Here is a 13,228-nt window from a genome sequence, read left to right as displayed (position 1 = left end):
GAATCGATCAGGTTGGCGGCGATGTCACGCGGCTCCTGCCCGACCTTGGCCCGCGCCGCGGGCGGCTCGACCGTCCGCGGCACCGGCGTGACGTCGTAGATCATGTTGGTCAGCGCCGCACCGGCGCCGCCATCGATGCAGGCGTGATGCATCTTCGAGTAGAGCCCGATCTCGTTGTCCTTCATGCCCTCGAAGACGTAGAATTCCCACAGCGGGCGGGCACGATTGAGCAGCTTGGCATGCATCCAGCCGACGATACGCTCCAGCGTCGCGCGGTCGCAGGGTGCGGGAAGACTGCCGCGAATGATGTGGCGGTCGATGTCGAACTGCTCGTCCTCGACCCAGGACGGGTGGTCGATGTCGAGCGGCGCCTTTTCCAGGCGGGCTTTGAGGATCGGCGCGATGTGCAGCCGCGAGGCGATCATCGCCTTGAAGTCTTCGAAGAAGTTGCCCTTGTAGTCTTCGGGCAGGCGGAAGATCGCCATGCTCCCGACATGCATCGGCATCTCCGGCGTTTCCAGGTACAGAAACGACGCGTCCATGGAAGACAGCTTCCTGGCGTCACTCATGATTCCCCTCCCGAGCAACAATCACGCGGCGGCCTTGGCGGCGTTTCTGGAACCTGGTTGGTCAGGATAGTGCATTTTCCGGGGGCGCATAGGCAATGGCAAACGGGCCCGATCGGTCAAATTGCCTGAATTCACCCTCCGGCTGGGCCAGGCGGTCAGCCACGGCCCATAGCGCGGCGGGGTTGACCCCGAGGCCGACATGGCTGGCGAGATGCACCTCGATATTTTCGGCCGTTTCGGAGGGGCGCAGCAGGCAGGTCCGCCAATTCACGATGCCGTCGGTGCGGGAATAGATCGACGTCGCGGGGACCGGGATATCGCCGGCGATGGCGTTCCGGAGTTCGGGATTGTCGTCAGCGCTTTCGCCCGACAGCACTTCGTACAGCCGCGTCGCGTTGGTCGCCCGGACGTCGTTCGCAAAGGGGCTGCCCAGCGTGATGACGGAGCGCACCAGTTCGGGCAGCTGCAATGCCAGATCGCGCGCATAGACGCCGCCGAGACTCCAGCCGACGATGCTGACCTTGCGCCCGGTGGCGTCGTGAATCCGCCTGACCAGATCGCGCAGGGCGCCGCGCTTGCTGGCGACGCCCCCGAGATTACGACCCATGCTCCACGCATGGGCGTCATATCCGAGTTCCTTCAGATAGCGCCGCATCGGCGCCATCGACAGGTCGCTGGCGAGAAATCCCGGCAGCGTCAGCACCGGGTGCCCGTCGCCCTTCGGCGCGCGCATCAGCAGCGGCAACAGCAGCAAGCTCGAATTGAGTTCGAACACGCCCCGCGCCTCGGCCAGCATCAGGAACAGGCTCGGCGGACGCAGCCGGCGCGCTTCCCCCTCCGCGTGCTGGTCCATGGCCGCCACTACTTCTTGGTCTTGCCGGTGCCGCCAAGGCCGGCCATCGCCACGAACATGTCCTGAAAGCGCTCGGCGAGCTTGGGATCGAAAGTGAACCAGCTCTGCATCAGCGCTTCCGGCGAGATTTTCCCGATATTGGCCGTCATCTGCTGCTGGAGCTGGTCCATCACCGCCATCTGCATCGGCGTGACATCGGGAAGTCCGAAAAACTGCCGGGCTTCAAGCGGCGTGCAATCTACTTCGACGTTGACCTTCATGTCCGCTCCTGACCGCCTTTGATGGACTGTCACAGTATCGCCTCGACAGGCCGGGTCGCGCAAGCAACCTTAAGGAACAGCAACCTTAAGGAACGAGCCGGGAACCGGACCCTCGTTCGCGGGTTATGGTCAACCAAACCGCTCGGCGGCAAACGGCCCGGGATCGGCGAACGGCGTCTCGCCGGTCATCATCTCCGCCAGCAGGCGGCCGGTCGCAGGTCCGAGCGTCAGGCCGTGGTGCTGATGGCCGAAGTCGAACCAGAGCCCGGCGTGGCGCGGCGCCTTCCCGATCACCGGCAGCATGTCCGGCAGACAGGGGCGCGCACCCATCCACGGTTGCGCGTCGACGGGCGCTCCCAGGGGGAACAGCGCATGCGCCCGGGGCAATGCCCGCTCGATCTGGACGGGTGACGGCGGCGCATCGCGGCGTGCAAACTCGACGCCGGTGGTCAGGCGAATGCCGCTGTTCATCGGCGCCAGCAGATAGCCGAGATCGGTGTCCAGCACCGGATGGTGCAGCACGGCGTTGCCGCGCGGCTCAAGGTGCAGATGATAGCCGCGCTTGACGCTGAGCGGGATCGAATAGCCGAGCGGGCCAAATACCTGGTCGGACCACGGCCCCATCGCCACCACGACCTCGCGCGCCGTCACCGCGCCTTCGGGCGTCGCCACCCGCCATCGCCCGCCGGTCTGTTCGAGGGTGCGCGCGTCGCCGACAAAAAAGCGGCCGCCCTTGCGGCCGAACAGCGCCGCATAGGCCTTGGCGAGGCCGCCGGGATCGGGAACGAAGCCGGGCGCCGGAAAATAGACGGCGCCTGCGAAGTCGCCGGTCAGATTGGGCTCGCGCGCCGCGATCGCCTTGGCATCGAGAACCTCGCCCGCGACGCCATATTGCCGGGCGCGTTCGAGCTCGTGCGCGGCATTGGCGAGCGTTGCGTCGGAGCGAAACAGCTTGATCCAGCCGGTCCGCCGCAACAGTTCCGGCACATTGGCTTCGGCGATCAGCGCCTCATGCTCGATCAGGCTGCGCCGGATCAACGGCAATTCGGCCATCGCGCTGCGCATCGCCCGCTCCGGCGAAGACGCGAGGAAATATCGCACCAGCCACGGCAGGAATGCCGGAAGATCGGAGATGGAATAGCGCACCTGCGGCGAACGATTCAGCGCATAGCGAAGGATCTGGCCGAAATCCCGCGGGAACATGTAGGGAAAGACCGACGCGGATTCGATCAGTCCGGCATTTCCGAAGCTCGTGCCTTCGCCGGCGGTATCGTGCCGGTCGATCAGGGTCACGTCCCGGCCCCGCTTCTGCAGGTGCAAGGCGGCGCCGACGCCGACCATGCCCGCCCCCAGGACAAGAACATCGGCCCTCAATTCCGCCATCCGGCTCTCCGAAAGTTGACTGCGACGCACTCGCATTCGCAACTTGTGGCGAAACTAGTCGTTGCGGCGCTGCCGCGCAAACCGGGTGACGATCGGGGAAATCGCGCTTGCGCGGCCGGTAAAGTCTGGCAACATGCCGCGGCAATATCTGCCAGTATTGTTAAGAACGGCTGAACAGAGCGGGGAACGAGGTCAAATGTCGGTACGTCAGAGTTTGTTTGCAGCGACCCTTTCGATCGTTGCCTTTACCTGGGTGCCCGCGTCGGCCCAGACCCTGCGCTACGCCAACCAGGGCGAGCTGAAATCGCTGGATCCCTATACGCTCAACGAGAGCACCACCCACGGGCATCTCGGACACGTTTATGAAGGCCTGATCGCGCGCGACAAGGATCTGAAGATCATTCCCGCACTGGCCGAAAGCTGGGAAACGCCGGAGCCGACCCGCTGGCGCTTCCATCTGCGCAAGAACGTCAAGTTCCACAACGGCGACCCCTTCACCGCCGACGACGTCGTTTTTTCCGCCAACCGCGTTCGCGCCAAAGGTTCGAACCTGCAGGCCTACATTGCTGCCGACACCAACGTCGTCAAGATCGACGACCACACCGTGGATTTCATCCTGACTTCGCCAAATCCCATTCTGCATGCGCTGTGGAGTACCTGGTACATCATGGACAAAAAATGGGCGGAAGCGAACAACGCGGCGGAGCCGACGCCGGTCGCGGCGACCTCGCCGAGTTTCGCCTCGCTCCATACCAACGGCACCGGCGCCTTCACGATCGAGAGCCATCAGCCCGGCGTGAAAACTGTGTTCAAGGCCAACCCGAACTGGTGGCAAAAACCTCGGCACAACATCAAGGAAATCATCTTCACACCGATCGGCTCGGACGCCACACGCGTCGCGGCATTGCTGTCGGGCGAGGTGGATGTCATCGAACCGGTTCCGACTCAGGATATTTCGCGGGTGGATTCAAGCCCCAACGCGCAAGTGCTCAAGGGACCGGAAATCCGCACCATCTTCCTCGGTATGGACCAGGTCCGCGACGAATTGCTGTACTCGAACATCAAGGGCAAGAATCCGTTCAAGGACGTCCGGGTCCGCGAAGCCTTCTTCAGGGCGATCGATGTAGAGTTGATCAAGACCCGGGTGATGCGCGGCCTTTCGACGCCGTCGGCGCTGATGATCGCGCCACAGCTGTTCGCGCTTTCCAGGGATTTTACCCGTCCGAAATTCGATCCCGACGGCGCCAAGAAGCTGCTGACCGAGGCCGGCTATCCCGACGGGTTCGAAGTCACGATGGATTGCCCCAACGACCGCTACGTCAATGATGCCGCGATCTGCCAGGCGGTGGTCGGCATGCTGGCGCGGATCGGCGTCAAGATCAATCTCCTGGCGCAACCCAAGGCGCAGTATTTCGCCAAGGTGCTGAAGCCCGGCGGCTACCAGACCTCGTTCTACCTGCTCGGCTGGACGCCCGGCACGTCCGACGCGCATGACGTTCTCAACAACATCATGGGCTGCCGCGACGATCCGAAAATCAACCGCGGCGAGGCCAATCTCAGCGGTTACTGCAACAAGAAGGTCGATGAAATTGCCGCCAAGGTACTGGTTGAGCCGGATACGACCAAACGCGATTTGATGATCAAGGAGGCGTTCGAAATCGCGGCGAAGGAATTCGGCTATATCCCGTTGCATCAGCAGGCCCTGGCGTGGGGCGTATCGAAGAAGGTCACTTTGACGCAGCGCGCGGATAACCAGGTCCTGTTCTATTGGGCAACCAAACAGGAGTAGGCAGCCTCGACACTCACGGTCCCGGTGGCGTCGCGCTTCCGGGACTTTTCGTTTCCAGGCGGCGGCGTCCGCCACCTCAAAAGAGAAGTGAAAGGATCACATGCTCGCTTTCACGCTTCGCCGGGCCATCCAGGCGATCGGCGTCATGATCGCGGTCGGGATCATTTCGTTTTCGATGTTCCGGTTCGCCGGCGATCCGGTCAACCAGATCGTCTCGCTGGATACGCCGGCCGCGGAACGCGAGGCGGTCCGCAAATCGCTTGGCCTCGACGACCCCGTGCCGCTGCAGTTCGTGCGCTATTTCGGCAACGCCGTGCAGTTCAAGTTCGGCGTGTCGTATCAATTCCGCCAGCCGGTTTCGAGCCTGTTGATGGAGCGGATGCCGGCGACGCTGGAACTCGCCACCTGCGCCACCATCATCGCGATGGTGTTCGGCATCCTGATGGGCGTCTATTCGGCGCTGCGGCGCGACTCATTGCTCGCCAAGGTGTTCCAGGCGGTATCGCTGATCGGAATCTCGCTGCCCACCTTCCTGATCGGCATTCTCCTGATCTATCTGTTCGCGGTGACGCTGGGCTGGCTGCCCTCATTCGGCCGCGGCGAGGTAGTGCGGCTCGGCTGGTGGACCACGGGCCTGCTCACCCTCTCCGGCCTCAAGGCGCTGATCATGCCGTCGATCACGCTCGGCCTGTTCCAGATGACCTTGATCATGCGGCTGGTGCGCGCCGAAATGCTCGAAGTGCTGCGAACCGATTATATCCGCTTCGCGCGGGCTCGCGGCCTGACGACACGCGCCGTTCATTTCGGTCATGCGCTCAAGAACACGCTGGTTCCCGTCATCACCGTCGCCGGCCTGCAGTTTGGCTCGGTTATTGCATTCGCCATCATCACCGAGACTGTGTTCCAATGGCCGGGAATGGGACTGTTGTTCGTTCAGGCGGTGCAAAACGTCGATATTCCGATCATGGCGGCATATTTGCTGATGGTGTCGTTGATCTTCGTCACCATCAATCTCGTGGTCGACATTCTCTACACCATCGTCGATCCGCGCCTGCGCTCGACCATCAGCCGCCCGGCATAGACCGAGATCACCGATGTCCGAAGCCGTCGTCCCGCATCCAGCCGAAGCCAGCACGCCGCGCACGGGGGCCGGCAGCGGCTGGCTCGCCCGCGCGGTCGAGAGCGACCTGTTCTATTCGTTCCGCCGCTCCAGGCTGACCATGGTGGCCGCGACCGTCACGATGCTGTTTTTTCTGCTCGCGATCTTCGCCTCCGCCCTCGCCGTCCAGAACCCGTTCGATCCCGCGCAGCTTCAATTGATGAACTCGCGCATCTCGCCGCTGTGGACCGCCGACGGCCAAAGCCCGTTCCTGCTCGGCACCGACGAACAGGGCCGCGACGTCTGTTCCGCCATTCTCTATGGCCTGCGCATTTCGCTGACCGTCGGCGTGCTCGGCGTCGTGCTTGCCGGCACGCTCGGCATCACGCTTGGCCTGATCGCCGGCTATGTCGGCGGCGCCGTCGATGGCCTGATCATGCGCATCGCCGACGTACAACTGACCTTTCCGGCAATTCTGATCGCGCTGCTCGTCAACGGCGTCGCCAAGTCGGTATTCGGCAATCGCCTGGACGCCATGAGCACGCTGGCGGTGCTGGTGGTTGCGATCGGCCTGAGTTTCTGGGTGCAGTATGCCCGCACCGTGCGCGGCTCGGTGATGGTGGAAAAGAGCAAGGATTATGTGGCGGCGGCGCAGCTGATCGGCCTGCCCGCGCCGGTGATCATGCTCCGTCATGTGCTACCGAACACCATGGGACCGATTCTCGTGATCGCCACCATCAACCTCGCGCTCGCGATCATCACCGAGGCGACCTTGTCGTTTTTGGGTTCCGGCATGCCCGACACCATGCCCTCGCTCGGCACCCTGATCCGGATCGGCAACAATTATCTGTTCGCCGGCGAATGGTGGATCGTGGCTTTCCCGGGCATCGCGCTTGCCGGACTGATCCTCTCCATCAACCTGCTCGGCGACTGGCTGCGCGACGCGCTCAATCCAAAGCTCCGATGACCGCTCCCGTTCTCTCCGTGCGTAATCTCGAGGTCGAGTTCGTCACCCGCCGCCAGACGCTGCGCGCGATCGACGGCATCTCCTTCGACATCGCCAAGGGCGAAGTGCTTGGCGTGGTCGGCGAATCCGGCGCCGGCAAATCGGTCACCGGTCTTGCGGTGATCGGGCTGATCGATCCGCCCGGCCGCATCGCCGGCGGCGAAATCTATTTGTCGGGCATGCGGATCGATCATCTGCCGCCGGAAGAGATCCGCCGGATCCGCGGCAAGCGCATCGGCATGATCTTTCAGGATCCGCTCACCAGCCTCAATCCGCTCTACCGGATCGGCGACCAGATCGTCGAGACCATCAGGACCCACGCCAGTCTCTCGGAAACCGCGGCGCGCAGGCGCGCCATCGAGCTTTTGGCCGAGGTCGGCATCCCCGCGCCGGAGAAACGCATCGACGCCTATCCGCACGAATTCTCCGGCGGCATGCGCCAGCGCGTCGTGATCGCGCTGGCGATCTGCGCCGAGCCGGAGCTGATCATCGCCGACGAGCCGACCACCGCGCTCGACGTCTCGGTGCAGGCGCAGATCATCGCGCTGATCAAGCGGCTGGGGCGCGATCACGGCACCGCCGTGATGCTGGTGACCCACGACATGGGCGTGATCGCCGAGACCTCCGACCGGGTCGCGGTGATGTATTCGGGCCGGATCGCCGAAATCGGCCCGGTGCAGGATGTCGTGCAAAACCCGCTGCACCCCTATGCGAAAGGCCTGATGGGCGCGATCCCGACGCTTGCGGGAGAGGACAAGCGGCTGGTGCAGATTCCAGGCTCCATGCCGCGGCTGTCGGCGATTCCGCCCGGCTGCTCGTTCAATCCGCGCTGCGCCTTTGCCTTCGATCGCTGCCGTGTCGAACGGCCGGAGCCGATCGGGCGCGGCGCGCAGGCCGTGGCCTGTCACCTCTATGAGGCCGCCCGGGAATCCGCGGCATGACGCCGACGCCCTCACCACCATCGCCCTTTGTCGACATCAGGAATTTGCGCCGCGAGTTCGACGTTTCAAAACCGTGGCTCAATCGCGTGCTCGAAGGCGGCGATCTGGAATTTTTGAAAGCGGTCGATGGCGTCACCTTCGACATCAGGCGGGGCGAGACTTTTGCGCTGGTCGGGGAATCCGGTTCGGGAAAGACCACGGTGGCGCGAATGGTCGTCGGACTGTTGCCGCCGAGTTCGGGCGAAGTCGTTATCGACGGCATTTCGATGACCGATCGCAGGCAGTCGCAGGCACGGCAGCGCCTGCGTCGCCGTATCCAGATGATCTTCCAGGACCCTTACGCGAGTCTCAACCCGCGCTTTCGGGTCGACGCCATCGTCGCCGAGCCGATCCGCGCCTTCGACCTGATCCAGGGCGAGCGCGACATCCGCGCCCGCGTCGGCGAACTCCTGAATCTGGTCGGCCTGCATGCCGATGACGGCCTGAAATACCCGCACGAATTTTCCGGCGGCCAGCGCCAGCGCATCGCGATCGCCCGCGCGCTCGCCTCTGAAGCCGAGTTCATCGTCTGCGACGAGCCGACCTCGGCGCTCGACGTCTCGGTGCAGGCGCAGATCCTCAACCTGATGCGCGACCTGCAGGACAAGTTCGGCCTCACCTACCTCTTTATCAGTCACAACCTTGCGGTGGTCCGTCACATGGCGACCCGCATCGGCGTGATGTATCTCGGCCGCATCGTCGAGATCGCCGAGGGGCGCGAACTGTTCGATAATCCGCGCATGCCCTACACAAAAATGCTGCTGGGCGCGGTTCCCGATCTGGCGATGTCCGGCCGGCAGCGGATTCCGGTCAGCGGCGAGATCCCCAACCCGATCGATCCGCCGCCCGGCTGCGCCTTCAACCCGCGCTGCCCGCTGGCGTTCGACCTCTGCCGCAGGCAGGCGCCAGCGCTGATCGGCGGCGTCGCCTGCCACGCCGTCAACCCTCTGGTGGATACCGCTGCCCCCGCTTGATTGCAGGATTGGGGGCAAGGCATGCGGCCCGGCCGGTTGGCAGGACGCCACCGCTGTGGTCAAGTGCGCCCGCCGCACGCAACCTGCGAAACCATGGATTTCCATGAGCAACATCAATCCCGATCCGTTCACGACCAGGCCGGAAATCGATGGCACGTTCGGAGTCGTCACCTCGACCCACTGGATCGCTACCGCGGTCGGGATGTCGATGCTGGAGAAAGGCGGCAACGCGTTCGACGCCGGTGTCGCCACCGCCTTCACGCTGCAGGTGGTCGAGCCGCATCTGAACGGCCCCGGCGGCGACGTCCCTGTTATCGTGCACGACGTCAGGCGCGCCCGCACCGAGGTGATCTGCGGCCAGGGCCCGGCGCCCGCCAAAGCGACCATCGCGCATTATCGCCGCGAAGGGCTGGAGATGGTGCCGGGCACCGGGCTGCTCGCCGCCTGCGTTCCCGGCACGTTTGAATCCTGGATGCTGCTGTTGCGCGACTACGGCACCATGCGGCTGCGCGACGTGCTGGAGCCCGCCATCGCCTATGCCCGCGACGGCTATCCGCTGGTCGAGCGCGCGTCCGCCACGATCCAGACCGTGGAGCAATTGTTCCGCAAGCACTGGGCGACGTCGGCCGCGGTGTACCTGCCGAACAATGCGGTCCCGAAACCTGGCACGCTCTTCACCAACAAGCAGCTCTCGGAAACCTATGCCCGTATCCTGAAAGAAGCGGAAAGCACAGGCGGCGACCGCCTCGCGCAGATCGAGCGCGCGCGCCAAGCCTGGTCGCACGGTTTTGTGGCGGAGGCGATCGACCGATTCTGCCGCACCCAGGAAGTGATGGATGTCAGCGGCGCGCCGCATCGCGGCGTGCTGAGCGCCGACGACATGGCGCGCTGGCAGCCGACCGTCGAGGCACCCCTGACCTATGATTACGGCCGCTACACCGTCTGCAAACCGGGAGTCTGGAGCCAGGGCCCGGTGATGCTGCAGCAGCTTGCGCTGCTGAAGGGATTTGAGCTCGACGGGCTCGATCCCGCCGGTCCCGAATTCATTCATCTGCAGATCGAATGCGCCAAGCTCGCCTTTGCCGACCGCGAAAAGTTCTACGGCGATCCGAAATTCACCGATATTCCGATCACGACCTTGCTGTCGGACGCCTATAACGATGAACGCCGCAAGCTGATCTCGAAGGACAAGGCATCGCTCGATTTCGTCCCCGGCTCGGTCGAGGGTTTCGGCGCGATGGTCAAACTGCGCCGCGCCGAAGGCCATCGCGAGGCGGTCGGCGCCATGGGCGCCGGTGAGCCGACCGTCGGCCGCTTCGGCGAGGTGCGCGGCGACACCGTGCATTTCGACATCATCGATCAGGCCGGCAACATGATCTCGGCGACGCCGTCCGGCGGCTGGCTGCAATCCTCGCCGGTCATTCCCGAGCTCGGCTTCTGCCTCGGCAGCCGCGCCCAGATGTTCTGGCTCGAAGAGGACCACCCCGCGGCGCTGGCGCCGGGCAAGCGCCCGCGCACCACGCTCAGTCCGACCATGGCGCTGCGCGACGGCGAGCCTTATCTGGCCTGGGGTTCGCCCGGCGGCGACCAGCAGGATCAATGGACCACGCAGTTCTTCCTGCGGCACGTCCATGCGAAAATGAACCTGCAGGAGGCGATCGACGCGCCGGCCTGGCACTCCGAGCATTTCCCGATCTCGTTCTGGCCGCGCACCGCGCGCCCCGGCGTGCTGGTGGTTGAAAACCGCGTGCCGAAGGCGACCGTGGATACGCTGACGAGCCGCGGCCATATCGTCGAGACCGGCCCCGACTGGTCCGAAGGCCGCCTGACTGCCGCCTCGAAAGTCGGCCGCCGCCGTCGCGCCGCCGCCAATCCGAGGGGCATGCAGGGCTACGCGGCCGGACGGTAGAGGCTGGAGCATGATCCGGAAAAGCGGGAACCGGTTTTCCGAAGAGATCATGCTCCAAAAAAAGATGAGACGACTTGAAAGAGCGTAGATGACCTGGTCGATCATCGCCCGCGATCCCGCGACCGGCCAGTTCGGCATCGCGGTCGCGACGAGATTTTTCGCCGTCGGCGCCCGTGTGCCCCATATCGCCGCCGGCATCGGCGGCGTCGCGACCCAGGCGCTGGTCAATCCCTATTACGGCATCGACGGTCTGAAGTTGCTGCGCGAGGGCCGCGCGCCCCGCGACATCGTCACGACCCTGATTGCCGCCGACAGCGGCCGCGAGAGCCGGCAGCTGCACGTCATGGACACCAGCGGCCGTATCGCTTCCCACACCGGACGCGACTGCGTCGACTGGTGCGGGCATCTCGAGGGCGATGATTTCTCGATCGCCGGCAACATGCTCGCCGGCGCCGATGTGCTCGACGACACCGCGAAAGCCTATGTCGCCAACGAAAACCTGCCGTTCGCGCGTCGGCTGATCCTGGCGATGCAGGCCGGCGAGACCGCGGGCGGCGACAAGCGCGGCAGGCAATCGGCCGCGCTCCTGATCCATGGCGAGGAAGAATGGTCCGATCTTGACCTTCGGGTCGACGACCACGCCGATCCGCTTGCCGAGCTGGAACGGCTGGAACAGGTCAGCCGCGAGCGCTGGGTGCATTTCCGAAAGTTTCTCCCGACGCGCAAGAACCCCGCCGGCGTCACTGACCGCGAAGCCATCGACGCTGCGATCGACGCCGCGATTGCGAGCCGGCGATGACGGCAAGCCCGCTGATCGAGATCGAGGGTTTGCGCGTCGTCTTCCACGGCGACGATGGCCGCGCGACGCATGCGGTCGACCGCGTCGATCTCAGCGTCGCCAATGGCGCAACGCTCGGGCTGGTCGGCGAATCCGGTTGCGGCAAGAGCGTGACCTCGCTCGCCATCATGGGGCTGTTGTCAAAACACGCCGCCGAGGTCACCGGCTCGATCCGCTTCGACGGTTTTGATCTGCTCGAAGTGCCCGATGAAACGCTGCGCGACCTTCGCGGCAACCGGCTGGCGATGATCTTTCAGGAGCCGATGACCTCGCTCAATCCGAGCTTTACGATCGGCAACCAGATCATCGAGACCATTTTACGTCATCGCGGCGGCGCGCGGCGCACGGCGCGGGACCGCGCGGTCGAGCTGCTGCGCCGCGTCCACATCCCCTCGCCCGAAAAGCGCATCGACGAATATCCGCACCGGCTGTCGGGTGGCATGCGCCAGCGCGTCATGATCGCGATGGCGCTGGCCTGCGATCCCCAGCTCTTGATCGCCGACGAGCCGACCACCGCGCTCGACGTCACCCTGCAGGCACAGATTCTCGATTTGATGCGCGAATTGAAGGCCGCCAGTGGCGCTGCGATCATCCTGATCACCCATGATCTCGGCGTGGTCGCCGAGGTCTGCGACGAAGTCGCGGTGATGTATGCCGGCGAGATCGTCGAGCGCGCGCCGGTCGATGAGCTGTTCGCCAATCCCCAGCATCCCTACACGGTCGGCCTGCTCGGTTCGATTCCGCGGCTCGATCGCCGCGCGTCCCATCTGGCGACCATCGAGGGCATGGTGCCGAACATGGCGAACCCGCCGTCCGGCTGCCGTTTCGCCGCGCGCTGTCCCTTTGTCAGCGAAGTCTGCGTCGCCGCGCCACCGCTGGCGCTGGTGAGCCCCGGCCACGCCTCGCGCTGCATCAAGGCGCCGCTGGAGAGGCTGGTGTCGTGATGGCAGCGAGGTCCGTTCCCCGGGCGCGGTGCAGCACAAGCAGAGCGCAGTGGTGCACCGCTGAACCGGGGCCCATAGTTGATGCCGCGCGGAATGGGTCCCGGTTCTGCGGCGCAACGCTTCGCGCTGCGCCGCGCCCGGGACACGGTACCCGTTTGCGCGAGGGGCAAAAGTGACCGCCCTCCTCGAAGTCGAAGATCTCGTCAAGCACTTCGTCGCCGCGCGTTCGGTGTTCGGCCGGCCGACCGCCTTTATCAAGGCGGTAGATGGCGTCAGCTTCACCGTCGAGGCCGGCAAGACGCTGGCGCTGGTCGGCGAATCCGGCTGCGGCAAATCGACCGTGAGCCGGCTGGTGCTGCGGCTGATCGAGCCCGATTCAGGCCACGTCCGCTTCGAGGGCCGCGAACTCGGCGCGTTGAAGGCGGACGCATTGCGCGCCTTCCGCCGCGACGCCCAGATCATTTTTCAGGATCCCTACGCCTCGCTCAATCCGCGCATGACGGTGAGCCAGATCCTGACCGAGCCGCTGGCGCTGCACGATCTGGTGCCGGCTGCACGCCGTCGCGAGCGGGTCGAAGAGCTGCTGCGGCTGGTCGGGCTGGAGCCGCGCTTCGCCCGCCGCTA

13 protein-coding genes are annotated in these 13,228 nt (G+C 64.8%); 9 read left to right on the top strand and 4 right to left on the bottom strand.

Annotated features, from left to right (window positions below; all coding sequences use genetic code 11):
* The 4 genes from WCE35_RS11865 to WCE35_RS11850 all read right to left on the bottom strand — a co-directional run.
* Nucleotides 1–569: wax ester/triacylglycerol synthase domain-containing protein (locus WCE35_RS11865; RefSeq protein ID WP_424593531.1), on the bottom strand; the 569-nt coding region annotated here is incomplete at its 3' end.
* Between the two features lie 61 nt (nt 570–630).
* A complete protein-coding gene (locus WCE35_RS11860; RefSeq protein ID WP_424593530.1) occupies nt 631–1,422 on the bottom strand; it encodes a lipase family alpha/beta hydrolase in 792 nt (263 codons plus the stop codon).
* Nucleotides 1,423–1,430: 8 nt separating this feature from the next.
* Complete coding sequence (locus WCE35_RS11855) at nt 1,431–1,682, bottom strand: DUF6489 family protein (RefSeq protein WP_424593529.1); 252 nt, start codon at nt 1,680–1,682, stop codon at nt 1,431–1,433.
* Nucleotides 1,683–1,811: 129 nt separating this feature from the next.
* Nucleotides 1,812–3,065, bottom strand: a complete 1,254-nt coding sequence (locus WCE35_RS11850) for an NAD(P)/FAD-dependent oxidoreductase (protein WP_424593528.1) — start codon at nt 3,063–3,065, stop codon at nt 1,812–1,814.
* 196 nt (nt 3,066–3,261) lie between these two features.
* Here WCE35_RS11850 and WCE35_RS11845 point away from each other — a divergent pair, with 196 nt between their 5' ends.
* From WCE35_RS11845 to WCE35_RS11805, 9 genes are all read left to right on the top strand, one after another.
* Nucleotides 3,262–4,854, top strand: coding sequence for an ABC transporter substrate-binding protein (locus WCE35_RS11845; RefSeq protein WP_424593527.1), 1,593 nt, complete (start codon nt 3,262–3,264; stop codon nt 4,852–4,854).
* Nucleotides 4,855–4,954: 100 nt separating this feature from the next.
* Nucleotides 4,955–5,935, top strand: coding sequence for an ABC transporter permease (locus WCE35_RS11840; protein WP_424593526.1), 981 nt, complete (start codon nt 4,955–4,957; stop codon nt 5,933–5,935).
* A gap of 13 nt (nt 5,936–5,948) precedes the next feature.
* Complete coding sequence (locus WCE35_RS11835; RefSeq protein WP_424593525.1) at nt 5,949–6,920, top strand: ABC transporter permease; 972 nt, start codon at nt 5,949–5,951, stop codon at nt 6,918–6,920.
* The gene (locus tag WCE35_RS11830) at nt 6,917–7,900 is read left to right on the top strand and encodes an ABC transporter ATP-binding protein (protein WP_424593524.1); all 984 of its coding nucleotides are present in this window, start codon (nt 6,917–6,919) and stop codon (nt 7,898–7,900) included. Before WCE35_RS11835 ends, WCE35_RS11830 begins: the two co-directional genes overlap by 4 nt.
* Nucleotides 7,897–8,913, top strand: a complete 1,017-nt coding sequence (locus tag WCE35_RS11825) for an ABC transporter ATP-binding protein (protein WP_424593523.1) — start codon at nt 7,897–7,899, stop codon at nt 8,911–8,913. The genes WCE35_RS11830 and WCE35_RS11825 overlap by 4 nt, the downstream gene beginning before the upstream one ends.
* A gap of 103 nt (nt 8,914–9,016) precedes the next feature.
* Complete coding sequence (locus WCE35_RS11820) at nt 9,017–10,822, top strand: gamma-glutamyltransferase family protein (protein WP_424593522.1); 1,806 nt, start codon at nt 9,017–9,019, stop codon at nt 10,820–10,822.
* Nucleotides 10,823–10,910: 88 nt separating this feature from the next.
* Nucleotides 10,911–11,621, top strand: a complete 711-nt coding sequence (locus WCE35_RS11815) for a DUF1028 domain-containing protein (RefSeq protein WP_424593521.1) — start codon at nt 10,911–10,913, stop codon at nt 11,619–11,621.
* Entirely contained in the window at nt 11,618–12,604 is a 987-nt protein-coding gene (locus tag WCE35_RS11810; protein WP_424593520.1) for an ABC transporter ATP-binding protein, read from the top strand. The genes WCE35_RS11815 and WCE35_RS11810 overlap by 4 nt, the downstream gene beginning before the upstream one ends.
* A 172-nt stretch (nt 12,605–12,776) precedes the next feature.
* Nucleotides 12,777–13,228, top strand: a 452-nt coding sequence (locus WCE35_RS11805) for an ATP-binding cassette domain-containing protein (protein ID WP_424593519.1), incomplete at its 3' end; no start/stop codon positions are given.

It is taken from the genome of Bradyrhizobium sp. (genome assembly GCF_049691595.1).
GTDB lineage: Bacteria > Pseudomonadota > Alphaproteobacteria > Rhizobiales > Xanthobacteraceae > Bradyrhizobium.
Note: the sequence above shows the minus strand (reverse complement) of the source record. Positions and strands in the feature narration are given on the sequence as shown.